17 protein-coding genes and 1 pseudogene are annotated in these 24,210 nt (G+C 74.1%); 10 read left to right on the top strand and 8 right to left on the bottom strand.

Annotation, left to right across the window (positions count from 1 at the left end):
* Window positions 1-72: 72 nt before the first annotated feature.
* Both ABZ659_RS34220 and ABZ659_RS34215 read right to left on the bottom strand, forming a co-directional pair.
* Window positions 73-1,506 (bottom strand): adenylosuccinate lyase family protein, encoded by a 1,434-nt coding sequence (locus ABZ659_RS34220; RefSeq protein WP_360228336.1) that lies wholly within the window; start codon window positions 1,504-1,506, stop codon window positions 73-75.
* A complete protein-coding gene (locus ABZ659_RS34215) occupies window positions 1,503-3,488 on the bottom strand; it encodes an FAD/NAD(P)-binding protein (RefSeq protein WP_360228333.1) in 1,986 nt (661 codons plus the stop codon). Before ABZ659_RS34215 ends, ABZ659_RS34220 begins: the two co-directional genes overlap by 4 nt.
* 665 nt (window positions 3,489-4,153) lie before the next feature.
* Here ABZ659_RS34215 and ABZ659_RS34210 point away from each other — a divergent pair.
* The 9 genes from ABZ659_RS34210 to ABZ659_RS34170 all read left to right on the top strand — a co-directional run bounded on the left by ABZ659_RS34210 (window position 4,154) and on the right by ABZ659_RS34170 (window position 13,282).
* Window positions 4,154-4,786 (top strand): hypothetical protein, encoded by a 633-nt coding sequence (locus ABZ659_RS34210; RefSeq protein WP_360228330.1) that lies wholly within the window; start codon window positions 4,154-4,156, stop codon window positions 4,784-4,786.
* The gene (locus ABZ659_RS34205) at window positions 4,783-4,968 is read left to right on the top strand and encodes a hypothetical protein (protein WP_360228327.1); all 186 of its coding nucleotides are present in this window, start codon (window positions 4,783-4,785) and stop codon (window positions 4,966-4,968) included. Before ABZ659_RS34210 ends, ABZ659_RS34205 begins: the two co-directional genes overlap by 4 nt.
* Before the next feature lie 436 nt (window positions 4,969-5,404).
* Entirely contained in the window at window positions 5,405-6,382 is a 978-nt protein-coding gene (gene mvk / locus ABZ659_RS34200) for a mevalonate kinase (RefSeq protein ID WP_360228324.1), read from the top strand.
* Window positions 6,372-7,445 carry a diphosphomevalonate decarboxylase gene (gene mvaD, locus ABZ659_RS34195; RefSeq protein WP_360228321.1) on the top strand — a complete coding sequence of 358 codons (1,074 nt, stop codon included), beginning with the start codon at window positions 6,372-6,374 and terminating at the stop codon, window positions 7,443-7,445. The genes mvk and mvaD overlap by 11 nt, the downstream gene beginning before the upstream one ends.
* Complete coding sequence (locus tag ABZ659_RS34190; protein ID WP_360228318.1) at window positions 7,445-8,629, top strand: phosphomevalonate kinase; 1,185 nt, start codon at window positions 7,445-7,447, stop codon at window positions 8,627-8,629. Before mvaD ends, ABZ659_RS34190 begins: the two co-directional genes overlap by 1 nt.
* Window positions 8,626-9,807, top strand: a complete 1,182-nt coding sequence (gene fni / locus ABZ659_RS34185; protein ID WP_360228315.1) for a type 2 isopentenyl-diphosphate Delta-isomerase — start codon at window positions 8,626-8,628, stop codon at window positions 9,805-9,807. Before ABZ659_RS34190 ends, fni begins: the two co-directional genes overlap by 4 nt.
* A complete protein-coding gene (locus ABZ659_RS34180; protein ID WP_360228312.1) occupies window positions 9,804-10,865 on the top strand; it encodes a hydroxymethylglutaryl-CoA reductase in 1,062 nt (353 codons plus the stop codon). Before fni ends, ABZ659_RS34180 begins: the two co-directional genes overlap by 4 nt.
* Before the next feature lie 4 nt (window positions 10,866-10,869).
* A complete protein-coding gene (locus ABZ659_RS34175) occupies window positions 10,870-12,054 on the top strand; it encodes a hydroxymethylglutaryl-CoA synthase (protein WP_360228309.1) in 1,185 nt (394 codons plus the stop codon).
* A 250-nt stretch (window positions 12,055-12,304) separates the two neighbouring features.
* Window positions 12,305-13,282, top strand: coding sequence for a ketoacyl-ACP synthase III (locus ABZ659_RS34170; RefSeq protein ID WP_360228306.1), 978 nt, complete (start codon window positions 12,305-12,307; stop codon window positions 13,280-13,282).
* Between the two features lie 320 nt (window positions 13,283-13,602).
* Here ABZ659_RS34170 and ABZ659_RS34165 read toward each other — a convergent pair whose 3' ends face one another.
* The 5 genes from ABZ659_RS34165 to ABZ659_RS34145 form a co-directional block, all read right to left on the bottom strand.
* Window positions 13,603-13,908: a DUF6059 family protein gene (locus tag ABZ659_RS34165; protein ID WP_360228303.1), complete on the bottom strand. Its 306-nt coding sequence runs from the start codon at window positions 13,906-13,908 to the stop codon at window positions 13,603-13,605.
* Between the two features lie 175 nt (window positions 13,909-14,083).
* On the bottom strand, window positions 14,084-14,242 hold the full coding sequence (locus ABZ659_RS34160; protein ID WP_360228300.1) for a hypothetical protein: 159 nt from the start codon (window positions 14,240-14,242) through the stop codon (window positions 14,084-14,086).
* Window positions 14,243-14,517: 275 nt separating this feature from the next.
* Window positions 14,518-18,369 carry a condensation domain-containing protein gene (locus tag ABZ659_RS34155; RefSeq protein ID WP_360228297.1) on the bottom strand — a complete coding sequence of 1,284 codons (3,852 nt, stop codon included), beginning with the start codon at window positions 18,367-18,369 and terminating at the stop codon, window positions 14,518-14,520.
* 836 nt (window positions 18,370-19,205) lie between these two features.
* Window positions 19,206-20,192: an SRPBCC family protein gene (locus ABZ659_RS34150; RefSeq protein ID WP_360228294.1), complete on the bottom strand. Its 987-nt coding sequence runs from the start codon at window positions 20,190-20,192 to the stop codon at window positions 19,206-19,208.
* Between the two features lie 150 nt (window positions 20,193-20,342).
* On the bottom strand, window positions 20,343-21,140 hold the full coding sequence (locus ABZ659_RS34145; RefSeq protein ID WP_360228291.1) for an alpha/beta fold hydrolase: 798 nt from the start codon (window positions 21,138-21,140) through the stop codon (window positions 20,343-20,345).
* Between the two features lie 377 nt (window positions 21,141-21,517).
* Here ABZ659_RS34145 and ABZ659_RS34140 point away from each other — a divergent pair.
* Window positions 21,518-22,006, top strand: a pseudogene (locus tag ABZ659_RS34140) (IS110 family transposase); the annotation flags it as partial.
* Between the two features lie 572 nt (window positions 22,007-22,578).
* Here the strand turns inward: ABZ659_RS34140 and ABZ659_RS34135 are convergent.
* A complete protein-coding gene (locus ABZ659_RS34135) occupies window positions 22,579-23,400 on the bottom strand; it encodes an AfsR/SARP family transcriptional regulator (protein WP_360228288.1) in 822 nt (273 codons plus the stop codon).
* Between the last annotated feature and the right edge of the window lie 810 nt (window positions 23,401-24,210).

Here is a 24,210-nt window from a genome sequence, read left to right as displayed (position 1 = left end):
GGGCCCCCGCCCCCGCGCGCCCCCGCCCGGGGCTGCGCCCCGGGCCCCGGGCGGGCGGTGTGGGGGTGGGTGTCAGGGGGTGGGGGCGGGGTGGGGGGTGGTCAGGGCGTGGTCGGTGAGGGGGCCGGCGGCGCCGGTGTAGGTGTGGGGGTCGAGGAGGGCGGTGGCCTGGTCGTGGGTGAGGATGCCGGTGAGTCGGGGGTGTTCGGCCAGGATGTCGGCGAGGGGGCGGCCGGTCTGCTCGGCGTGCAGGGACGCCTGGGTGAGCAGGTCCTTGGCGGCGCTCTTGCCGAGGCGGGGGGCCAGGTGGGCGCTGACGCGTTCGGAGACGAGCTGGCCGGCGGTGGCCTGGAGGTTGGCGCGCATCCGGGCGGGGTGGACGGTCAGGCCCTGGGCGAGTTCGGCGGCGGTGTGCGCGGCGCCGCCGGTCAGGCGCAGGGCTTCGCGCAGGGGCTGCCATTCGGCGTGCCAGAGTCCGGCGGAGCGTTCGTCCTCGGTGCTCATGCACTGGGTCACCACGGTGGCCAGGGCGGGCACTTGGAGGGCGGCGGAGCGTATCAGGGTGGCCAGAACGGGGTTGCGTTTGTGGGGCATGGCCGAGGAGGCGCCCCGTCCGGCTGTCTGGGGTTCGCTGACCTCGCCGATCTCGGTGCGGGTCAGGACCAGCACGTCCGCGGCGATCTTGCCGAGGGCGGCGGTGGTGTGGGTGAGGGCGGCGGCCAGGTCGGCCAGGGGGGTGCGCAGGGCGTGCCAGGGCAGGACGGGCACGGCCAGGCCGGTCTCCTCGGCGTAGGCGGTGGTCAGGTCGTGCAGGTAGGTGGCGGGGTCGGTGTCCTCGCCGGCGTACTGGAGGTAGCCCGCCAGGGTGCCCGCGGCGCCGCCGAGGGCGACGGGCAGGCGGCCGTCGGCCAGGTGGTGCAGGCGGTCGGCGGCGCTCAGGACCAGGTGGCGCCAGCCGGCCGCTTTGAGGCCGAAGGTGGTGGGGACGGCGTGCAGGGCGAGGGTGCGTCCGGCCATGACGGTGTCGCGGTGGTCGGCGGCCAGGCGGTGAAGGGCGTCGGCGGTGGTGTGCAGGTCGGTGAGGATCAGGCGCAGGGCGCGGGTGGCGACGAGCATGGCGCCGGTGTCGAAGACGTCCTGGCTGGTGGAGCCGCGGTGGACGTACTCGGCGGCCTGCGGTGAGCGTTGGGCGACCTGCGCGGTCAGTGCGGTGACCAGGGCGACGACGGGGTTGGCGGTCTGGCGTGCGGCCAGGGCGAGTTCGCGGACGTCGAGGAGGTCGGCGCGGGCGGTGCTGGTGATGGTGGCCGCGGCGTCGGCGGGCACGGTGCCGCAGCGGGCCTGGGCGCGGGCCAGGGCCGCTTCGGCGTCCAGCATCGCCTGGAGCCAGGCGGCGTCGCCGGTGGCCGCCTCGACGTCGGTGCCCGCCCGGACGGGGGAGAGCAGTCCGGCGTCGAGGTGGGCGGGCAGCGCCGAGGGCGGCGGGGGCTGGTGGGGGCTGGTCATGCGTCTGCTTTCGCGCTCGGGGCGCCGGGGCGGGCCGCGCCGGTGGTGGACGGGGGCTGGGGGACGGGGGGCAGGGCGAGGACGGCGGCGGCGATGGCGTCGGAGTCCTCCAGGGTGACGGACCCGACGCCGGGTCTGATGCCCGCGGCGGTCACCCAGTGCACCGATTCGGTGGGCACCCCGTAGGCGAAGCGCCGTGGGTGCGGCACGCCGTGGGCGTCCAGCAGGTGGTAGGGCCGCGTCGACACCGCGAGTCCTCCGGTCTCGTAGTCCTCCTGGTCCGCTCCCCCGCCGGGGCGGGGGCCGATGCGGTAGGGGCGGCACTGCCCGGTGGCCAGGAGGTGGCGCATCAGCGGGTCGGCGGTGCGCCGCAGGTCGATCTCGGGCAGCCGGGCCTCGATGAGGGCGGTGGCGTGGACGCGTACCTGGGGCAGGTCGCGGGAGGTGGCGGTGAAGCAGGGCCCGGTCGGGCCGTCGGGGTCGGCGCTGATGTGCAGGGCGGGTCCGGTGACGTCCAGGACGCCCGCGTCCATCAGGGCGGCCATCTCCTCGATACGGGAGGCGGGCGGGCCGATGGACAGGTAGGCGTTCAGGGGGGTGTACCAGCTGTCGAGGTCGTCGCGGTGGGAGGCGGCGCTCAGTCCGGCGTGGTCGACGGCGAGGCGGATCTCGTTGCGCAGGTCGCGCAGGACGTCCAGGGCGGCCTTGAGGGGGCCGCTGACGTTGCCCTGGCGGGCCAGGCGGACGTCGTCGTCGAGGTGGCCGCGCAGCCAGGCGCGGAAGGCGGCCGGGCCGCGCAGGGCGGCGGGCGGGTAGGGGCGGGCGATGCGCTGCCAGTCCCAGCGCTGGCTGGCGGGGATCCCGGCCGCGTCCAGCAGGCGGTCCTCGGCGTCGCCGTCGGGGGTGTGCAGGTAGCGGTCGGTGAACTCCTCCACCGTGGCGGCTTGTTCGCCGCGGGCGGTGAGGTGGGCGGCGTAGTAGACGCCGCGGACCTCCTTGGAGATCAGCGGCCACAGGTCGGTGGCGAAGTCGATGGCGGCGCCGCCGTGCCGGGTGCGCAGGGCGGCGATGTGCTCGACGGTCAGCAGGCGCGGGAAGTAGCGGCCGTGCGGGCCCTTCTCGTTCTCGCCCCGGGCCTGGTAGGGCACGCCGCGCCGGGAGCCGGCGTACAGGCGCGGTTCGCGGCCGGAGGGTTCGTAGAGGAGGCGGCCGTCGGGCCGGCGCCGGTAGGTGCCGCCGCGGCCCTGGGTGAACAGGGCCATGTAGTCGAAGAAGTTCAGGCCCAGGCCGCGCAGCAGCACGGCCTGCCCGGGCCGGATGGCGGTGAGGTCGACGTCGGCGGGGTTGGCCGGGGGTGTGTAGTGCAGGCGGTGGCGGGCGGCGAAGTCGGCCAGCGCCTGTTCGGCGGCGGTGGGGCGGGCCGGGACGTGGCCCTGGGCCAGGACGACGGCGGCCAGGCCGGTCAGCCGGGTGCCGTCTTCCAGGTGGGCCGTCTGGGCGCCGCTGGTGCCGGTGAGGGCGACGGCGCGCGACCGGTGGACGCGGACCTGGACGTGGTCGGCGGCCTGGGTGACGGTCCGGTGGAACGCCCAGGTGAGGTAGCGGCCGTAGAGGGCGCGGGTGGGGTAGGTGTCGGGGCCCAGGCGGGCCGCCTCGGCCCGGACGGCCTCATCGGGTGCGGGCGCGCAGTCGGTGTCCAGGGTGCCTGATTCCAGGGCCTTGGCCCACTCGTACAGGCTCGGTCCCTCGGCCAGCGGGCCTTCGATGTGGACGCTGGCGTCGGTGTAGACCGTCACCTGGGAGGCGACGGTGTTCATCAGCAGGTGTGGGGACTGGGCGGGGCGCCAGACGCGTCCGGAGCCGGGTGGGTCGGGGTCGACGACGTGCACGGTGACGGAGTCCCAGCGGGGTGACTTGCTCTCCTGTGCGCACAGCCGCTCCAGCACGGACAGTCCCCTCGGCCCGGCGCCGATGAGGCACACCTGTAGGTGCGCGGCCGGTCCGTCCCCCGCCGGCGGGGCGGCGGAAGCGCGGTGGTTGAGGTGCCCTGGTGAGAGAGCACCGCCCGGGGGAACCTGAGCGGCCGCCGTATCGAGCGGCCCTGCGGGGAGTGCGGCGCGTTCTGCGCGTCCGCCTCCGTGCGTACCGTCCACAGTGCCTCCTTCCTGGGCCACCGTCCGTGCAGGCGCTCAACCAGGGCTCGCTTCCGCCTGGAAGCGCGCTGGAGGCGGTCAGTGCCCAGCAGGCCCCCAACGAGGCTGTATCGGGATTCGAGTCGCCGGTCGGGTAATGGGTTCTGTCCGCCCGGGAGCGCACCGCGCGGCACCGGGGCCACGCCCGGCACCACGGCAACATCCAGCACCACCGGACACGGAGGCGGACACGGGAAACGGGACGGACGCGACGCAGCAGCCGCGGTACGCGGGCCGGGCGAGGACGACGGCCCCCGCACCGGACGAGGAGGACGGTGCGCGGGCCGGGCGAGCAGGCCGGTGCGCGGGCCGGGCGAGCAGGACGGTACGCGGGCCGGGCGAGCAGGACGGTACGCGGGCCGGGCGAGGACGACGGCCCGGGGCCGGGCCGCGGGTCCGGTACGGGACACGCACGCGATGGACACGGGGGCGAGCCACCTGATGAAGGAGCTTCGATGACGTCTCACCCATGCCCGAGGGGCCATACTCAGGAAAGCCGGGCCGCCGCCGGGTGCCTGTTGTGCGCCCCGTGCATCCGGCGGGTGGAGCGCGGTCTGCGGGCCCTGCCCGGACTGCACCAGGAGTGTCTGCACCAGGTGTCACCGACGACGGCACGGCAGTCGAACCCGACGAAGGTGTCGGGCAGCCGCAAGCAGGACTACCTGAACTTCTCCGTCCTCGACGCCCGCCACAACATCGCCACGATCCTGGAGTCGTGGTCGCGGATGGTCGTCGACAAGCTCCACGTCCCGGCCCCGCCGCGCAGCGTGCCGCACCTGGCGCGGTTCTTGGCGCTGCACCTGCCCTGGCTGGCCGCCCAGCCGCCGGCCGTGGAGTTCGCCGACGAGATCGAGGCCCTGGTGGTGGAGTTGCGCCAGACACTCGACCCCGAGCCGAGCGACCTGCAGACACTCATCCGCAAGTGCGTCGTGGACAACTGCTCGGGCACGATCAGCGTGTCCGCCAAGAGCAGTGTGAAGGCCGGGCACAGCAGCATCGCCTGCTCGATGGGGCACACCTGGGAGATGCGCGAGTGGCTGGGCCTGCGGAAACTCATGGAGCGGCAGCGAAAGGGCGTCAGCGCATGACCAAGCCACCCAGCCACCGGCTCGTGCCCACCAAGGTGGCCGCGCTCGCGGTGGGCGTGTCGGAGGCGACCATCCGCAAGTGGGTCAGCCGCGGGAAGATCACCCGCTACGGCGCCCCGCACTGCCCTTCGGAGTTCGACATCGAGGAACTCACCGAGATCGCCTTGCAGCGCCGGACCTGACCCGGCCCCGCCAGGCGCCCTGCCCGCCCGCGGGCAGGACCCGGACCGTCCCCGCGCGCGCCACCGCCGCCGCGCCCGGGGGCGGTCCGCTTGCCGTACCCGGACGGCCCCCGCACCCCACCCGCGAGTGATCCAGGTCACTTCGGTGGGGTGTTGGCGTCCCCGCTCAGCCCGTGTCACTATCTACCCACGTCTACCCTGCCCAAAAGTTGCCGTGCGGCAGTGGATCGGGTGTCCTTCCCCGCGAACTCCCCCGCAGGGTTCCTGCTTTTTTTCCCCTGTCGTGTCTTCTGACGCCTTCCAAAGAAGCGGCCATGTCCGCACAAGCCGGTGCTGCTTGTGCGGACATGGCCGTTTCTGACGTCCATGCGGTCTCTCATGCGGAACAGACAAAAGGGAGCTGAGTGCGTTGACTCTTCCGACCTCAGCGGAGGGGGTGTCAGAAAGCCGCCGGGCCCGCTCGGTGGGCACTGGCCGCGCCCACGCCAAGGCCATCCTGCTCGGGGAACACGCGGTGGTGTACGGCGCCGCGGCGCTCGCGCTGCCGATCCCGCAGCTCACGGTGACGGCGAGCGTCGGCTGGTCCCCGGACGGCGACCGCCAGGACGAGGTGTCGTACACGATGACGGGTACGGCGTCGCGGGCACTGGTGACGCAGGCCTCGGACGGGCTGCGGCGGCTGGTCGCCGAGTTCAAGGCGCGCCTGGGGGTGGTGGGCGGGCCGCGGCTGGATGTGCTGCTGGACAGTTCGGTGCCGCACGGGCGGGGGCTGGGTTCCAGTGCGGCCAGTTCGCGGGCGACGGTGCTGGCGCTGGCTGACCTGTTCGGGCACACGCTGTCGCAGGACGCGGCGTTCGAGCTGGTGCAGACGGCCGAGCAGATGGCTCACGGCCGGGCCAGCGGGGTGGACGCGCGGGCGGTGGGGGCGGTGGCGCCGCTGTGGTTTGAGGCGGGCCGGGTGGAGCCGTTGCGGATCGGTATGGAGGGGCTGTTCATCGTCGCCGACAGCGGCACGGCGGGCAGTACCAAGGAGGCGGTCGCGCTGCTGCGGGAGGGTTTCGAGCAGCATCGCGGTGCCCGTGAGCGGTTCGTCGGCCGGGCCTCGGACCTGGTGGGCGCCGCCCGTGAGGCGCTGGCCAACGGCAAGCCGGAGGACGTCGGGGCGCGGCTGACGGAGTATCACGACCTGATGCGGGGGGCCGGGCTGAGCACCAACCGGATCGACGCGCTGGTCGAGGCCGCGCTGTGGGCGGGTGCCCTCGGCGCCAAGATCACCGGGGGTGGGCTGGGGGGCTGTGTCATCGCCCTGGTCCGGCCGGAGCGGGCCAGGGAGGTCACCCGGCAGCTGCACGAGGCCGGTGCCGTACAGACGTGGGTCGTATCGCTGAAAGGGCTCGACAACCATGCGCCGTGAACATCCGATCGCTGTCCTGGGGCCGGAGGCCGAGGGTGTGGGGGGTGGGGGGGCGGCCGCGGGCGCGGTCGCCGTCGCGCACCCGAACATCGCTCTGATCAAGTACTGGGGCAAGCGTGATGAGCGTCTTGTCCTGCCGGTGAGTGACAGCCTGTCGATGACGCTGGACGTGTTCCCCACCACCACCGGGGTGCGGCTGAAGGCGGGGGCGGGACCGGATGAGGTGACGTTCAACGGGGTGAGTGCCTCCGGTGAGGCGCTGCGGCGGATCACCGGTTTCCTGGATCTGGTGCGTGAGCGTGCCGGGCGCGATGCGCGGGCGGTGGTGGAGACCCGTAACACCGTGCCGACGGGGGCGGGGCTCGCGTCGTCGGCGAGCGGGTTCGCCGCGCTGGCGGTGGCCGCGGCCACCGCCTACGGGCTGCGGTGGGAGCCGCGGGAGCTGTCGCGGCTGGCGCGGCGCGGGTCGGGGTCGGCGTCGCGGTCGCTGTTCGGTGGTTTCGTGCAGTGGCACAGCGCTGCTGAGGCGGCCACCGTGGAGGAGGCGGACGCGGCGTCCTACGCCGAGCCGGTGGCCGCCGCGGCGGGTCTGGATCCCGCGCTGGTGGTGGCCGTGGTCAACGCCGGGCCCAAGGAGGTCTCCAGCCGGGCCGCGATGCGGCAGACGGTGGCGACCTCGCCGCTGTTCGGGCCGTGGGCCGCCTCCAGTGGTGAGGACCTCACCGCGATGCGGGCGGCGCTGGTGCGCGGGGACCTGGAGGCGGTCGGTGAGATCGCCGAGCGCAACGCGCTGGGGATGCACGCCACGATGCTCGCGGCGCGTCCGGCGGTGCGCTACCTCTCCCCCGCCACGGTCACCGTGTTGGACCGGGTGCTTCAGCTGCGGCGTGCGGGGGTGGCGGCGTACGCGACGATGGACGCGGGGCCGAACGTGAAGGTGCTGTGCCGCCGGGCGGACGCCGCCCGGGTGGCGGACGCGCTCGGCGCGGTGGTGGGCGCCTCCTCGGTGGTCGTCGCCGGTCCGGGACCGGGGGCGCGGCTGCTGGACGGCGGGGACAGCTGATGGCCACCGGCACCGACACCGGCCCTGCCGCGGGCACGGGCACGGGCACCGGGACGGGTGCGGGTGCGGGTGCGGTGGTGCGGCGTGCGCCGGGCAAGCTGTTCGTCGCCGGTGAGTACGCGGTGGTGGAGCCGGGCAGCCCGGCGATCCTGGTGGCGGTGGACCGGTGGATCACCGTCACCGTCACCGCCCCCGCCGCCGGCACCGGTGAGGTGGTGCTGGTCTCCGACCTGGCGCCGGAGCCGGTGCGGCTGCGCTGGCACGAGGGCCGTCTGGTCGCGGCCGGCCCGGGCGGTGAGCCGCGCCCGCCGGGCGGGCCCGAGCATGTCGTGGCGGCCGTGGAGACGGTGGGCCGGCTGCTGGCCGAGCGCAAGAAGCCGCTGCCCGCCCTGGAACTGACGGTCAGCAGCCGGCTGCACGAGGAGGGCCGCAAGTACGGGCTGGGCTCCAGCGGCGCGGTGACCGTGGCGACCGTGTCGGCGGTGGCGGCGTTCAGCGGACTGGAACTGGACCGTGAGGCTTGCTACCGGCTGGCGCTGCTGGCCAGCGCGCGGATCGACCCGAAGGGCTCCGGCGGTGACCTGGCCGCCAGCACCTGGGGCGGCTGGATCCTCTACCAGGCACCCGACCGCGACTTCGTCACCGACCTGGCCCGCCGGGTCGGTATCGGCCGCGCTCTTGAGGCGCCCTGGCCCGGCTTCGCGGTGCGGCGGCTGCCGCCACCGGCGGCGGCGGGGCTGTCCCTTGAGGTCGGCTGGACGGGTCAGCCGGCCTCGACGACCTCGCTGGTGGCCGGTCTGCACCGGCGCGCCTGGCGGGGCAGCGCCGCGCACCGCCGGTTCGTTGCGGACACCACCGACTGCGTCCGCCGGGCCGCCGCCGCCCTCGACGAGAGGGACGGGCCCGGCCTGCTGGCGCAGATCCGGCGGGCCCGCGGGGAACTGGCCCGCCTCGACCAGGAGGTGGGCCTGGGCATCTTCACCGACCGGCTGACCGCGCTGTGCGACACCGCCGAGGCCGTGGGCGGCGCGGCCAAGCCCTCCGGGGCGGGCGGCGGTGACTGCGGGATCGCGCTGCTCGACGCCGCGGCGGCGCGCGAGATCGACCACGTACACAGGCGGTGGACGGCGGCCGGGGTGCTGCCCCTGCCGGTGGGCACCGCCGGGGAAGGGACCGAACAATGAGCGCTCAACGCAAGGACGACCATGTGCGGCTCGCCATCGAGCAGCAGCACACCCACCGCGGGATCAACCAGTTCGACGAGGTGGCGTTCGTCCACCACGCGCTGGCCGGGATCGACCGGCCGCAGGTGTCGCTGGCGACGTCGTTCGCCGACGTGAGCTGGCCGGTGCCGATCTACATCAACGCCATGACCGGCGGCAGCGCCAAGACCGGCGTCATCAACCGGGACCTGGCCACCGCCGCCCGCGCCACCGGCGTACCGATCGCGTCGGGTTCCATGCACGCCTACTTCAAGGACCCCTCGTGCGCGCACACCTTCCAGGTGCTGCGCCAGGCGAACCCGGACGGGTTCGTGATCGCGAACGTGAACGCCACCGCGTCGGTGGAGAACGTGTGGCGGGCGGTGGACCTGCTGGGCGCGAACGCGCTGCAGATCCACCTGAACACCGCGCAGGAGACGGCGATGCCGGAGGGCGACCGCTCGTTCGGGTCGTGGGCGGCGCAGATCGAGAAGATCGCCGCGGCCGTCGACATCCCGGTGATCGTCAAGGAGGTCGGCAACGGGCTGAGCCGGCAGACCGTGCTGGCGCTGGGGGAACTGGGTGTGGCGGCGGCGGACGTCAGCGGACGCGGCGGCACCGACTTCGCCCGCATCGAGAACGGCCGCCGGGAGCTGGGCGAGTACGCCTTCCTGCACGGCTGGGGGCAGTCCACCGCGGCCTGCCTGCTGGACGCGGACGGGGCGGGCCTGCCGCTGCTGGCCTCCGGCGGGGTGCGCCACCCGCTGGACGTGGCCCGCGCGCTGGCGCTGGGGGCGAGCGCGGTCGGCTCCTCCGGGGGGTTCCTGCGCACCCTGCTGGACGGCGGCGTCGACGCCCTGGTCGGCCAGCTTCAGACCTGGCTGGACCAGCTGGCCGCGCTGCAGACCATGCTCGGCGCGCGCACCCCGGCCGACCTGCGGCACTGCGATGTCCTCATCAGCGGCGGCCTGCGCGAGTTCTGCGCCGAGCGGGGCATCGACACCCGCCCGCTGGCCCAGCGCACCGCCGCCGGCAGCCGGACGAGCGCTGCCGCCGCTGCCTCTGCTGCCGCCGCTGCCTCTGCTTCCGCCTCTCTTTCTGGTTCCGCCTCTCTTTCTGGTTCCGCCTCCGCTGACGACATGACGGGAAGCACACGATGACCGACGCACACGCGATCGCCGGGGTCCCGATGCGGTGGGTGGGCCCCCTGCGGATCTCGGGCAACGTCGCCACCACCGAGACGCAGGTCCCGCTGGCCACCTACGAGTCGCCGCTGTGGCCGTCGGTGGGCCGCGGCGCGAAGGTGTCCATGCTGGCCGAGCAGGGCATCGTCGCCACCCTCGTGGATGAGCGGATGACCCGCTCGGTGCTGGTGGAGGCCACGGACGCGGGCACCGCCCACCGGGCCGCGCAGATGATCCACGCCCGCACCGACGAGCTGCGCGAGGTGGTGCGCTCCGGCAGCCGGTTCGCCCAGCTGATCGGCATCCGCCACGAGATCACCGCGAACCTGCTGTTCCTGCGGTTCGAGTTCTCCACCGGCGACGCCTCCGGGCACAACATGGCCACCCTCGCCTCCGACGCGCTCCTGGGCCACCTCCTCAAGACCGTCCCCGGCATCTCCTACGGGTCGATCTCCGGGAACTACTGCACCGACAAGAAGGCCACCGCCATCAACGGCATCCTGGGCCGCGGCAAGAACGTCGTCACCGAACTGCTGGTGCCCCGCGAGACCGTCGAGACGGTCCTGCACACCACCGCGGCGAAGATCGCCGAGCTGAACCTGCGCAAGAACCTCCTGGGCACCCTGCTGGCGGGCGGCATCCGCTCCGCCAACGCCCACTACGCCAACATGCTGCTGGGCTTCTACCTGGCCACCGGGCAGGACGCCGCGAACATCGTCGAGGGCTCCCAGGGCGTCACCCTGGCCGAGGACCGCGACGGCGACCTGTACTTCTCCTGCACCCTGCCCAACCTGATCGTGGGCACCGTCGGCAACGGCAAGGGCCTGAGCTTCGTGGAGACCAACCTCGCCCGCCTGGGCTGCCGCGCGGACGCCGAACCCGGCCACAACGCCCGCCGCCTGGCGGTGCTGTGCGCGGCGACCGTGCTGTGCGGGGAGCTGTCGCTGCTGGCCGCCCAGACGAACCCCGGCGAACTCATGCGCGCGCACGTGCAGTTGGAACGTGAGACTACGACGGAAAAGGTTGGTGTTTAACGGCATGTCCCCCTCCAGCGATTACGCGATCGGGATCCACGACCTGTCCTTCGCGACCACCGAGTTCGTCCTGCCGCACGCGGCGCTGGCCGCCTACAACGGCACCGAGCTCGGCAAGTACCACATCGGGATCGGCCAGCGGTCGATGAGCGTGCCCGCCGCCGACGAGGACATCGTCACCCTGGGCGCCTCCGCCGCCGCGCCGCTGATCGCCGCGCACGGCAGTGACCGTATCCGCACCGTCGTCTTCGCCACCGAGTCCTCCATCGACCAGGCCAAGGCGGCGGGCATCTACGTGCACTCCCTGCTGGGGCTGGCTTCCGCGTGCCGGGTGGTGGAGCTGAAGCAGGCCTGTTACGGGGCGACCGCGGCCCTGCAGTTCGCGATCGGCCTGGTCCGCCGCGACCCCGCCCAGCAGGTCCTGGTCATCGCCAGCGACGTCTCCAAGTACGACCTCGACAGCCCCGGCGAGGCCACCCAGGGCGCCGCCGCGGTGGCGATGCTGGTCGGCGTCGACCCCGCCCTGCTGCGCATCGAGGAGCCCTCCGGGCTGTTCACCGCCGACGTGATGGACTTCTGGCGGCCCAACTACCGCGAGGCGGCGCTGGTGGACGGGCAGGAGTCCATCGCCGCCTACCTCCAGGCCGTCGAGGGCAGCTTCAAGGACTACACCGAGCAAGGCGGGCGCCCGCTGGGGGACTTCGCCGCGTTCTGCTACCACCAGCCGTTCACCAAGATGGCCTACAAGGCCCACCGCCACCTGCTGAACTACTGCGGCGCCGACACCGACACCGAGGCCGTGGAGCGGGCCGTCAAGGCCAGCACCGCCTACAACAGCGTCGTCGGCAACAGCTACACCGCCTCCGTCTACCTGGGCCTGGCCGCCCTGCTGGAGACGAGCGGCGAGGACCTGACCGGCCGTCCGGTCGCGTTCCTCAGCTACGGATCGGGCAGCGTCGCGGAGTTCTTCTGCGGCACCCCCGCCCCCGGCTACCGCGAACGTCTGCGCACCGCCGCCCACCGCGAGGCCATCGACCGGCGCACCGAACTGGACTACGCCGCCTACCGCACCCTGCACCAGCGGTCCTTCCCCACCGACGGCGGCGACTACCCCACCCCCGAGCAGACCACCGGCCCGTTCCGGCTGGCCGCCCTCAACGGCCACAAGCGCCTGTACGAAGCACGCTGACCCCCGGCACCTCTCCTAGCCGCCCCTCCCCCGCTCTCCCCGCGCGCCGGACAGCACGCACCCCCCGCGCACGCACGCATCGCAGCCCGTCCAAGGACTCCGACTTTTCGTCTCCGGGGGGGGCTTCCTCGCGTGCTGTCCGGCGCCCCCACCCCCTCATTTCCTTCCGCCGGGGCGCTGTCCCCGCCCGCCTTACTGCATGTGCGCACCGCCGCCGCTTTTTCACACCACTTGAAGGGAGGGCCGCCGCATGAACGACGTCAGGATCCTCGGTACGGGCGGCTACGTGCCGGACCGGGTTGTCACCAACGACGAGGTCGGTGCGGCAGCCGGGGTCGACGACGCCTGGATCACCGCCAAGACGCGGATGAGGCAACGGCGCTGGGCCGCGCCCGGCCAGGCCACCTCCGACCTCGCCACCGCCGCCGGTGAGGCCGCGCTCGACGCCGCCGGTGTCCGCGCTGACGAGCTGTCCGTGATCGTGGTCGCCACCTCCACCCCGGACCGCCCCCAGCCGCCCACCGCCGCCTACGTCCAGCACCGCCTCGGCGCGGCCGGCGCCGCCGCGTTCGACGTCAACGCCGTCTGCTCCGGACCCGTGTTCGCCCTGTCCGCCGTCGAGGGCGTCCTCGCCCGCCGCGGCGGACACGCCCTGGTCATCGGCGCGGACGTCTACTCCAGCATCCTCAACCCCGCCGACCGTAAGACGGTCGTCCTGTTCGGCGACGGCGCCGGCGCCCTCGTCCTGGGCCCGGCCGGCACCGGCCCCCGCGTCCGCCACACCGCCCTGCACACCTTCGGTGACCTCTCCCCCCTCATCGAGGTCCCCGCCGGCGGCAGCCGCCGCCCTCCCACCGCGGACACCGTCACCGACGGCCAGCACTACTTCACCATGGTCGGGCGCGAGGTCCGCCGCTTCGTCAACGACCACCTGCCCCGGCTGGCCAAGCAGTTCCTCCACGAAGCCGGCGCCGTCCCCGACGACATCCGCCACTTCGTCCCCCACCAGGCCAACGGCGTCCTCCTCGACGACGTCTTCGCCGAGATGGCCCTGCCCCACGCCCAGATGCACGAGACGCTGGAGCAGTACGCCAACACCGGCGCCGCCTCCCTGCTGCTCACCCTGGACGCCGCCGCCCGCCAGGACGCCTTCCGCCCCGGCGAGCTGATCCTCCTGGCCGGGTTCGGCGGGGGGATGGCAGCGGGCTTCGCCCTCATCGAGTGGTGACCGCCCCCCGCCCCTGGTAGACCCCCTGTCCGGCCCGCGCGGGTGCGCGGGCCGGACAGGCAGCCCGGGCAAAGACGGTCAAAGGACCAAAGCGGCCTCCGCGCGGGCCGGACAGGCAGCCCGGGCAAAGACGGTCAAAGGACCAAAGCGGCCTCGGCGCGGAGCCACGGCCGCACACCCCCGCGAAGAGGGGCAGGCAAGGGAAGTACGAGGGCTGGCCCCGGCCCTGGACGCCGCAGGAACCGCAGAGACGGCGGGAGCCCGCGGGCCGTCGTGCGGGCGGCCCTCCAGGCAGGCCAGCCAGCCCCCGGGACGGGTAATTACCGCTGCCGGGTGGCCGCCTTCGTCGACTTGGGCGGCCACAGGTCACGGGCGAGGAGCCGTTCGGCCGGGGTCAACGGCAGGTCCGGGCACAGCCGTTCAGGATGCGCGGGCGGCGGCCCGCCCGCCGCCAGCCGCGCCCACGGGTCCCCGTCCGCCGCGGCGGACGGGCCCGGCAGCAGCCCGGACAGTTCCTGAAGGACCCGGGGCTCGCAGTACAGCGACCCGAACAGGGCCAGGGACCGCCACAGCGGGCGGCAGCAGGCCGCCAGCGCCCGCCGGCCACCCCACCACAACCGTTTCATGACCGCCCCCATGACGTGACCTGCTGGACCGTGCCCAGCCCGCACGCGCAGGCTGCCACGAGCGACTCGCGCACCGGTCGAGAACGCCCAGGGCCCGCCCACCCGCCCACCCGCCCCACAGCCCACCGGCCCCACAGCCCACAGCCCCCTGGCTCAGGCGGGGGCCGGGTGCCGGTCAGTCGATGCCGCGTACCAGGTGGGGCTCGAAGGTGTCGTCCTCGTCGATCCCGGCCAGCCGCAGCGGCGGGACCGGGTGCGGGCACGCACGCCCGGTCTGGCCCGCTCTGCCGCCGCCCCTGCTGCTGGGGCCGTCCTCGTCATCGGTGTCGTACATCTGATCCTCCTGCTCGGTCGGCTCCAGGCGGTGACACACGGGGCCGGACAACGGCCGGGCGAGGTGACCCGGGTCACATGCCACCCTGCACACCGGGACACGAGCCGCGCTCGAAGGGCGGTGGGAAACCCATCGAGCCCCCCCACCACCCTCCCGCCCATCCCGCCAACGGGCAGGCAGGCGGGCGGGCCGGTAGGCGGGTGAGCGGGCCTGTGGGCGGGCAGGCGGGCGGGCCGGTGGGCGGGCAGGCAGGCGGGCCTGTGGGTGGGTGGGTGTCAGGTGCCCGGCGAGGGCGGCCGGGCCTCGGAGGCGGCCGCCGCCTGGAGCGCGGCGGCCAGGACGCGCGCCCGCCCGGGACCGTCGGTCTCCGACCCGGCCAGGACCACCCGCGGCGGACGCGGGCTCTTTGCGCCCAGCCGCTCCGCCACCGCGCAGGCCAGGGCGGCGGCCCCGCCGTACCCGGCCAGCAGCAGCGGCCCGCCCAGCGGCGCCAGAGCGTCCCGCGCCGCCGCGGGCCCGGTGCCGGGCGCCAGCAGCAGCAGTTCCTGGCCGCCCGTATAGGTGCGCGCCAGGACGTCGTAGCAGGCGGCGGGCGCGCCGGGCGGCAGGACCAGCACGATCCGGCCCGCCCGCGGCGTACGGGGCGCACGCAGCCGTACCAGCACGGTGGGGGACCCGGCCCGCGGGCACGGAACACCGGCGGGCGCCGGGCGGGGCACGGGGTGGGGTGCGAGCAGGTTCAGTGCCTGCCCGATCGTGGTGGAGTCGTCCGCGGTGCGGGGCAGGTGACGCAGCAGCAGGGCGGTGTGGGCAAGCAGGGCGGCGGCGGTGTCCTCGTCCAGGTGCGCCGGGTCGTGGACGGCGGTCAGCAGCAGTCCCCCGGCGGTGTCATGGCGGGCCATCAGCACCGCGGGCAGGGCAGAGCGGGCCGGGAGAAGGTCGGGGAAGGCGGCGTCCAGGCCGCGGGCGGCGAGCGTCGCGTGCAGGCCGTCCAGGGGGTGCGGGGGGTCTTCGAAGACGACAGCGCTGGCGGCGGGGGTGCCGCCGCGCCGCCAGCGGCGGATCCAGCCCTCGGGCACCCATTCGTAGGCCGCCAGGTCCAGCGCCTGGTCCCGCAGGCGGCGCAGCAGGGACGGCACGGTGTCGGCGGGGTCCACCTCCACCGACACCGGCAGCGGGTTGCGCAGCGGTCCCGGGATGCGGTCCGCGCCGTCCAGCGCGATACCGCGTCCGGGCACCGTGACGGCGAAACAGACCGGCGCCGGTCCGCTGGCGCCGCAGGCCCGGTACAGCAGCATCGCCCACACCGCCTGGACGACGCTGCTCTCGGCGGTGCCCCAGGCGGCGGCCCAGTGCGCCAGGCGGGCGGTCTCGGCGGCGTCCAGACGCAGCCGCGTCCGCGCCCGGCCCTCCCTCTCCTGCACGCCGTCCACGCTGTTGGCGCGCGGGTCGGCGAGAGGAACCGGCGTAGGCGTGGGCGTGGCGGTGGGCGTGGGCGTGGCGGTGGGCGTGGCGGTGGGCGTGGGCGTGGGGGTGGGGGTGGTGGCGGTGCCGGGGGGCGGGGCGGTCGCGGTCCAGAACGCGCGGGCCGGTGCGGGATCCTGGGCGGCGAGCCAGGCGGAGTAGTCCCGCAGGTCAGGGCGGCGCTCACCGCCGGGCAGCACGCCGTCGGCGAGATAGGCGCGGTAGAACTGGCGCAGCAGCAGATGCGCGCTCCAGGTGTCGAGCAGCGCGCGGTGGTAGGTGAGCAGAATCCGGGTGCCGGCACCCCCCGGCCCGACCGGCCCGACCGGCCCGCCTGGCCCGCCTGGCCCGCCTGGTGCGGCGGATGCGGCGGATGGGGCGGGTGCGGGGGGTGGGGGGGATCCGGGGGGTGCGGGGGGTGCGGGGGGTGGTTCCAGGAGGGTCAGGCGCAGGGCGGCGGGGCGGCGCAGGTCGAAGCCGCGCAGCCGGTCGCGTTCCAGCAGGGCGGGCCAGTCAGCGTGGTTACGGACCTGGCGGGTGATCTCGGGCGCGGCCTGCTCGTGCACGGTGAGGTGGAGTGCGCCGCTGCTGGTGGTGAACGCGGTGCGCAGGACCGTCTCGCAGGCGAAGACCGACTGCCAGGCGGCGGTGAAGCGGGGCAGGTCCAGGGGGCCGTGCCAGTCCCATACGAGCTGCTCGACATGGCGTCCGGTGCCGGGCCGTCCGTCGCCGCTGCGGTAGAGGGCGGCCTGCTGGGGGGTGGCCGGGAAGGGCGGCAGGGCGGGGGCGGCCGGGGTGCGGGCCAACTCCTCGAGCAGGCAGCGCAGGTGGCGGGTGAACACCGCCATGGCGGTGTCGGTGACGGTAACGTCACCGGCCGCGAGGCCACCCCCGCCGCCGGAACCGGCACTGCTGGCGTCAGGGGAACCGGCGGGGCTGGCGGGGGTGCTGAGCCAGTCCAGGCCGACGTGCAGACGGCCGCCGGTGAGCTGGGCCTGCACCCGCAAGGGGTAGGCGGGCCGCTCCGGGGGGATGCCGGGCACCGGACGCACCCGGGGTGGCAGCCACCCGCCGTCGGGCTGCTCACCGAGGGGGTGCAGGGCCAGCAGGACCTGCGCGGGCGGCAGGGCGCGCAGGGTGCGCCGCAGGGCCGGGTCGTCGCTGAACTCCCGGCAGGCACCGAAGCCCGCACCGGCGCCTGCACGGCCCGCGCAGGCGGCCAGCGGTCCCGCCAGGGCGGCCAGCTGGGCCAGGGGCTCCAGACCGGCGGCAAGGGTGAGATGGACGGGGTAGGGCTCGGTCAGCCGGCCCACCAGGGCGCGCAGGGCCGGGCGGCCGGCACGCGGGTCACCGCAGACGTCGAAGACGGCCTCGTCGCTGTGCTGCCAGCGGGCCAGAGCCAGCGCGAACACCCCGGTCAGGACCTGGTCCGTGGTCAGCGCCAGACGGCGGGCCACCCCGTGGGTGAGCCGCTCGGTGGTCTCCTGCCCCAGCGAGAACCGGGCGTGCTGGACCCGCCCCGGCCCCATCGGCACCAACGCCGCGCCGGGAGCCGTGGTCAGCGCCAGCCGGCGGCCGGGAGCGAACCCGCACGCCGCGGGCGTCTGCTGCTCCGCGACCGGGACAGTGCCCTGGCGGCCCTCCCCGGTGCCGCCGCCCGGCAAACGCGCGGCGCTGCCGCCCCACCCGCCGGGCGGACGGCGGCCAGCGGTGCTCCGTAACCGCCGCTCGGCGACCTGGGCCCAGTGCCCGGCCTCGCCCCTCTGGCCGGCCAGCTGCCGTAACTCCCCCACCCAGTCAGCCAACGCCGCCCCCGCCCCCTGCGGCTGGAGCCCAGATAAGGACGCAGACCCAGACGCAGACGGGGACGGGGAGGAGGGTGAGGCGGGGGGTGAGGCGGGGGGCGGGGTGGTGAGGGCGGCGGTCAGATCCCGTACCAGAACGCACCAGGACACGCTGTCCACGGCGAGCGGGTGGGCGAGCACCGCGAGCCGGTCGGCCCGCGGCCCGGCCCCCGCCCGGCGGTCGTGGGCCAGCACCAGCCGCAACGGCGCCCCCGAACGGGCACAGAGCGTACGGCCCACCGCCGCCAGCAGCGCGGTGAAAGCGGCCTCGTCGGTGAAGTCCCCCTCCACCACCACCTCATCCCGGTCCGCCCCTGTCCGCAGGTCCTCTTCCCCGTGCCCGGCGTCCTGCGGGTACAGAGGCGACCGCAGCTGGGGGTGGGCGGCCAGGACGGCCCGCGCGGCCGCGCGCACCACGGCACCCTCCGGTACGGCCTCCCACTCGACCAGCATGGCCTCGAAGGCGGCAGGGCCGCCCGCGTTCAGGGCCAGGACCGCGCGCTGGGCCGGCGTCAACGGGCTGGCGGCCACCGGCACGGCGGTGAGCCGGTCGGCGATCCGGCCCGCGAGGACGGCCGCGGACTGCCCGGCAGGCGCCCACACCCGCAGCCGGTGAAGACCCGCACCACACCGCAGCAGCCGATGCCGCCACCCCCCGGGCCCGCCCTCCGGCGCGGCGGCCAGCCCGCGCAGAAGGCGTTCCAGCCCGGCGGTATCCAGCGCCCCGCGCAACTCAAGGTCCCACGGCGCCGCGTCCGGCGGCACCCCGGGATCAACGACCACACTGACCGGCGCGTACGGGAGACGGTGAACAGTCATGGTGTCCGGGCGCGCGGCCCGCTGCCAGACGGCGGGCTGCCCTCGGTCTCCTTCCTGACACGGCAGTACGAACATGCGGCGCGGCAGCGCACGCGGGAACACAGAACACGCGGATACGCGAACGTACAGACGGTGCGCGAACGTACAGACGGTGCGGGGACGTACAGACGTGCGGGGACGTACAGACGGTGCGGCTGGTGCGGGGACGGGCGGGCGGTGCGCGGGGGTGCGGGCCGTCAGGGGACGCGGACGGTGCGGGGGTGCGGCAATGACGGCCCCCCGGCCCACTGCCCCCGCTTCATTCCTCTTCCCCTTTGGGTCTTCCCCCTCTTTTCCCCTTCTTCCCCCCGGGAACGGGCCGTGACGCGTCTTCGGAGTGACAGGACCCCGGTGACGGCGTCTTGGCCTGATTCCCGCGCCCGCAACGGCGGGAATGAGCACGCTAATGGCAGTACGCGCCCGAAGTCCGTTTTCCTGAGCGGATATACAGCGGCACCCAAGCGGGCCACGAGAGACCGGCCCGCAGGGCAATACCCCGCCCTTTCCCCGCACACGCGACGACAGCCACCCGAGCAAAACAGAACAGAACAAAGACCACACAGACCACACACGCCGCACATGCCGCACAGACCGCGCAGGCCGCGCACGCAGAGACCGCACAGGCCGCACACGCCGCACACGCCGCACAGACCACACACGCCGCACACGCCGGACAGACCACACACGCCGCGCAGGCCGGGCACGCAGAGACCGCACAGGCCGCAGAGACCGCACAGGCCGCACAGGCCGCACAGGCCGCACAGGCCGCTGGGGGGTAGGGGGGTGGGGGGTGGGGGTCAGAGCATCCGGACGGCGGTTTCGGCGTGCTGTTTGGCCAGGGCGAGCAGGGCCAGGCAGTTCTGGCCCAGGACGGTGCGGACCTGGCGGCGGGCGCTGGCCAGTGCCCGCTCAGCGCCCGGGCCGCTGCCGTAGTGCTCCTCGCGCAGGACGACGCTCTGGCGTGAGGTGACGGTCACTCCGGTGGCGTCGGGGACGACGGACCACTCGCCGGTGTGGGAGGCCAGCAGGTCCCAGCAGGCGGTCTGCTTGTAGACGATGCGGCCGGCGTGCGGGAAGCAGATCCGTACCGAGGAGGTGGAGCGCCGGCCGGTGTCGGTGAGGGTTTGAAGGGCCAGGCGCTGCACGCCGGGGGCGTCTTCGGTGAGGTGGGCGCCGGTGACGTGGGGGACCAGGTCGGGCCAGTCACCGGCCCGGTAGAGGAAGTCGTAGGCGAGTTCGGCGGGTCCGTTGATGCGGACGGAGTCCTCGAAGGACAGCACCAGGTCGTCCAGGCGGGTCCACTGCTCGGCGAAGTTCTTCAGTCCGGCGAGCTGGCCGCGGCTGCCCAGGTGGGAGATCCAGGACTGCCAGCAAGGCGGGGGCGGGGCGCCGGGGGTGCGGGCACCGTAGCGCAGCTGAAGTTCGGTGGTGTGCGTGCCGCGTTCACGGACGCTGAGGACGCCGCAGAGGGAGCCGGACACCGCATCACCGGAGGCGGGGGCGGCGCCGGGCGCGGAGTTGGGCCGTTGCTGGGAGAACTCGATACGGCGGGCGACCGGGTCCAGGTGGCGCCAGGAAGTCCAGGACGTCAGCTGGCCGTCCATCAGCGCCCACATCCGGGCGCGTTCGTGTTCGCCGTCGAAGTGCAGGCGCTCCACGTGGACGCACGGGAGGAAATACAGCGGCATCGTGGCCGCGTCGGCCAGTACGGCGTAGACCACGCCGGCGGGCGCGGCCAGGTGCACCGTCAGTGCCGCGGTGCCGGCACGCTCCTCACCCAACATCTGTCAACACCTCGCTTTTGTTTCTGCGTCACAAGGCGCCGGCCGCGGCACCTCACCCGCCCCCGGCCGGATGGGTGCTGTGCTGGCGCCCTCCCCGAGGGGGGCGTCCCTTGGGGGGGTCTGGCGTGGCGGGCCACGGCACGCCGCCTGTCAGCCGCCGACGGGCGCGGGCTGCCCGGCGAGCCTGCGGGCGACGCGGCAGGCCCGGCCCAGCAGCCGGGGCAGTGCACGGCCGCCGCGCACGAAGAAGTGGTGCCCGGGAACGGTGCGCAGGTGCACGGGCCCGCGGGTGAACTGCTCCCAGCCCGCACCGGCGGCAGGCGGGGCCAGCGGGTTGTCCCGGGAAGCGACAACAAGCAGCGCACTGGTCAGCGTGGAGCGCGCCGCCGGGGTACGGGCCGCCTCGTGAAGGGAGTGCGCCAGCTGAAGGTCGGCGCGCAGCACCGGCAGCATGGCACGCAGGAAGACCCCTTCGTCGCTGGCGGGCGGGATCGCGGTGCCCTCTCCCAGCAGGCGCAGCAGATCGGCGTCGCCGCCCTTAACAGCGGGCGCCCACCGGGCCGGTACGGGCGGCGGGCACGCCCCGACCGCGAGCAGGACAGGCGGCGGCGCGCCCGTCTCCTGCAGGGCGCGGGCCACGGTCAGCGCGGCCAACGCGCCCAGCCCGTGCCCGTACAGGGCGTAAGGGCCCGGCTGGGAGGGGGTGAAGCGGGGCAGTACCTCGGCGAGGAAGTCCTGGTACGTGGTCAGCGGCGGCCGGCTCCCGCGGGCACCGGTGGGCAGCCGCACCGGGACCGCCTCGACACCGGGACCGGTAGCGCTGGGCCAGCCGTCGAAGACGGACACACCGTCACCGGAGTGTGCGAAACAGTGCAGGCGCACTGGCGGTTCATCCGACACGGCATCCTCCTTCGCGTCCCCCCTGCCACGAGGGCAGGATTCGACCATCGCCGCCCGCCCTCGAACCCCACTCGACCGACACCAGACCGCCCCCACACCAGCCCCCCGATCCGGTAGCGGACCCCCCGGGGGGCGGGCAGCAGCCCACACGCCGCCCCCCCCCGTTATCTTTTTCGCGGTCCTGCAAGAGGGCCGCTGGCCTTCGGGCCCGGCATGACTGTTGCCCCCTGTCGAACGGATGACCTGGGGGGTGGTGTCACCGGGTCCGGGGGTGTTCGTCGGAGACGCTGATGAGAGGTCCGGCCACCGTCCGGTCCGGCGCAATGCCGGACGGTTCGCGGGCGGCAGGTCTGCATAACGTGGATGCGCGAGCACGACACCCGAGCCGGGGCCGGCACCGTCAACACCCCTGGGGAAGGGGCACGATGTTCGAGATCGAAGACGTGGGCGTGTTCCTGGGCCTGGACGTCGGCAAGAGTGCCCACCACGGTCATGGGCTCACCCCGGGCGGGAAGAAGGTCTTCGACAAACCGATGCCCAACAGCGAGCCCAAGTTGCGGGCCGTGTTCGACAAGCTGCGCGACAAGTTCGGCACCGTCCTGGTGATCGTGGACCAGCCCGCCTCCATCGGCGCCCTGCCGCTGACCGTCGCCCGCGACGCCGGCTGCCAGGTCGCCTACCTGCCCGGACTCGCGATGCGCCGGATCGCCGACCTCTACCCGGGCGAGGCCAAGACCGACGCCAAGGACGCCGCCGTCATCGCGGACGCCGCCCGGACGATGCCGCACACCCTGCGCTCGCTGGAACTGACCGACGAGATCACCGCCGAACTCACCGTGCTGGTCGGCTTCGACCAGGACCTTGCCGCCGAGGCCACCCGCACCAGCAACCGGATACGCGGCCTGCTCACCCGCACGGCGCAGGCCGAGCGAAAACCCGGAACCCGGTCCGGTCCGGTCCGGGCTTCGCACCCACGCCCAGCAAGTACCCGAACTTCCAGACCAGGCAGCGGGCTCACACGCAACGAAGGACGCCGGACACCCCCGCCCCGAGCCAGTCGGATGCCCATGCCCCTCAAGAACGAGGCCGGACGGCCAGAGGCCGGGTGGCCAGAGCCGGACGGCCAGAGCCGGGGGGCCGGAGCCGGACGGCCAGAGGCCGGGTGGCCAGAGCCGGGAGGCCAGAGGCCGGGTGGCCGGAGCCGGACGGCCAGAGCCGGGGGGCCGGAGCCGGACGGCCAGAGGCCGGGTGGCCAGAGCCGGGAGGCCGGAGCCGGACGGCCAGAGGCCGGGTGGCCAGAGCCGGACGGCCAGAGGCCGGGTGGCCAGAGCCGGACGGCCAGAGGCCGGGTGGCCAGAGCCGGACGGCCAGAGGCCGGGTGGCCAGAGCCGGACGGCCAGAGGCCGGGTGGCCAGAGCCGGGGGGCCGGAGCCGAGTGGCCAGAGACCGGGTGGCCGGAGCCGGGGGCCCCGCCCCCGGCGGGGGGTCAGGCGGCGTAGCGGTCGAAGGTGGAGCCGCGGCGCGGCCCGGCCACCACATCGAGTTCGGGGTCGACGGAGAGCATCGCCTGGTGCAGCCGCTGCAACTGCGGGGAGGGCTCCACACCGAGTTCCTCGATCAGCCCCTCACGCAGCTTGCGGTACACATCCAGGGCGGAAGCCTGCCGCCCGGACCGGTACAAGGCCACCATCGCCTGCGCGTGCAGGCCCTCGTGCTGCGGATGACGGGCAATCAGATCCGTCAGCTCGGCGATGAGTTCAGCGTGCCGCCCCAGCCGCAGGTCCGCGTCGATACGCCGCTCGGTGGTCACCAGCTTCGACTCCTCCAGCCGCGTGACCTCGATCGCCAGGACCGGCCCAAGGCGCACGTCGACCAGGGCCGGACCCTGCCACAGCGCCAGCGCCTGCCGGAAACTACGCGCCGCACGCTCGTCCTCGCCCTCGTCGAAGGCTTCCTGCCCCTGCGCGACCAGCCGCTCATAGGAGTACACGTCCACCGACTCCGGCGGTATCTGCAGCAGATACCCCCCGTGCCGGGTCGCCAGAACGTTCTTCGCCGCACCCGGCGCACCCGGCCCCATCGCCGTCCCCAGACAGCGCCGCAACTGCATGATGTACGTCTGCAGCGTCGTCATCGCGCTCTGCGGCAGGTCCGTCCCCCAGATCTCCTCCATCAGCGTCGACACCGGCACCACACGGCTCGGATACAGAGCGAGCAAAGCCAGAACCTGTCGGGGCTTCCCAGCGGTCGGGACGATCGAGTCCCCGTTCACGGCGGCACACAGCGGACCCAAGACCTGAATCTCCATGGTTCCCTCCGTTCGTCGTCGGGCGCTCCCGATGGCGGAAAGTCGTCGGCGAACTTGCACGCTATCCGAACCACGCCGGAGGCATCGGTTCCTTCAGCGGCATTTGAGTAATCCTCAAAGAGAGCACAGCCGGCGCAGCGCAATTCGAGAAAGACAGAAGGAAGCCCCGAGGAATTGGCCGAAAATATCACGCCAACGACTAGAAAAGCGTTCTCCTCACACCGGGCACCGTATGCGGGTATAATCCGCTCCCCACCCCATACGACACTCACCGCGCATCCACACTCCGGACACACAACCCGGCCCCCGGGCCCCACCGGGCCCTGACCCAGCCACCGGGGCAGGCACCGTACCGCCCCCACCCACCGGGGCAGGCACCGTACCGCCCCCACCCACCCCACCCGACACCGGGGCCCCCACAACCACAACCAGCGCTTCCGCTGCCGCTGCCGTTGCCGTTGCCGCGACAACAGCAACAGCAACAGCGGCAGCGGCAGCGGCTGCGGCTGCGGCAGGGCCGGCGGAGTGAACCGGGGAATCCCAGCCCCCGCACCAGCGACAGCCACGGAAGAAAAACACCGCCGCGGAAGCAAGCACCCGGCAGGCAGACACTGAGCCTCTCCCCACCTGGCTCACGCGTGCGGCTGTTGGGCTGACAACGCGGTAAAGCCCCTGGCAGACAGGTCTCCAACCAAGACAACCGTCTCCACCAGAGCCTTCACATGCTCGTTCACCCCTCGAACGTCGGCCTGTCCAGCCCCACCCCCCGCTTCCTCACACAGCGGCTACGGCGCCACCACCACGCGACCG

The organism is Streptomyces sp. NPDC006997, assembly GCF_040635175.1.
In the GTDB taxonomy this organism is placed as follows: domain Bacteria; phylum Actinomycetota; class Actinomycetes; order Streptomycetales; family Streptomycetaceae; genus Streptomyces.
The sequence above is the reverse complement of the archived record's forward strand: the minus strand, read 5'-3'. Positions and strand labels throughout refer to the sequence as shown.

What these genes read in the sequence shown, in the direction of transcription:
- ABZ659_RS34220 (WP_360228336.1), bottom strand. Translation starts at nt 1,506, where the DNA reads ATGACCAGCCCCCACCAGCCCCCGCCGCCCTCGGCGCTGCCCGCCCAC.
- ABZ659_RS34210 (WP_360228330.1), top strand. Translation starts at nt 4,154, where the DNA reads ATGACGTCTCACCCATGCCCGAGGGGCCATACTCAGGAAAGCCGGGCC.
- ABZ659_RS34205 (WP_360228327.1), top strand. Translation starts at nt 4,783, where the DNA reads ATGACCAAGCCACCCAGCCACCGGCTCGTGCCCACCAAGGTGGCCGCG.
- mvaD (WP_360228321.1), top strand. Translation starts at nt 6,372, where the DNA reads ATGCGCCGTGAACATCCGATCGCTGTCCTGGGGCCGGAGGCCGAGGGT.
- ABZ659_RS34190 (WP_360228318.1), top strand. Translation starts at nt 7,445, where the DNA reads ATGGCCACCGGCACCGACACCGGCCCTGCCGCGGGCACGGGCACGGGC.
- fni (WP_360228315.1), top strand. Translation starts at nt 8,626, where the DNA reads ATGAGCGCTCAACGCAAGGACGACCATGTGCGGCTCGCCATCGAGCAG.
- ABZ659_RS34180 (WP_360228312.1), top strand. Translation starts at nt 9,804, where the DNA reads ATGACCGACGCACACGCGATCGCCGGGGTCCCGATGCGGTGGGTGGGC.
- ABZ659_RS34175 (WP_360228309.1), top strand. Translation starts at nt 10,870, where the DNA reads ATGTCCCCCTCCAGCGATTACGCGATCGGGATCCACGACCTGTCCTTC.
- ABZ659_RS34170 (WP_360228306.1), top strand. Translation starts at nt 12,305, where the DNA reads ATGAACGACGTCAGGATCCTCGGTACGGGCGGCTACGTGCCGGACCGG.
- ABZ659_RS34165 (WP_360228303.1), bottom strand. Translation starts at nt 13,908, where the DNA reads ATGAAACGGTTGTGGTGGGGTGGCCGGCGGGCGCTGGCGGCCTGCTGC.
- ABZ659_RS34160 (WP_360228300.1), bottom strand. Translation starts at nt 14,242, where the DNA reads ATGTACGACACCGATGACGAGGACGGCCCCAGCAGCAGGGGCGGCGGC.
- ABZ659_RS34155 (WP_360228297.1), bottom strand. Translation starts at nt 18,369, where the DNA reads ATGACTGTTCACCGTCTCCCGTACGCGCCGGTCAGTGTGGTCGTTGAT.
- ABZ659_RS34150 (WP_360228294.1), bottom strand. Translation starts at nt 20,192, where the DNA reads ATGTTGGGTGAGGAGCGTGCCGGCACCGCGGCACTGACGGTGCACCTG.
- ABZ659_RS34145 (WP_360228291.1), bottom strand. Translation starts at nt 21,140, where the DNA reads ATGGTCGAATCCTGCCCTCGTGGCAGGGGGGACGCGAAGGAGGATGCC.
- ABZ659_RS34135 (WP_360228288.1), bottom strand. Translation starts at nt 23,400, where the DNA reads ATGGAGATTCAGGTCTTGGGTCCGCTGTGTGCCGCCGTGAACGGGGAC.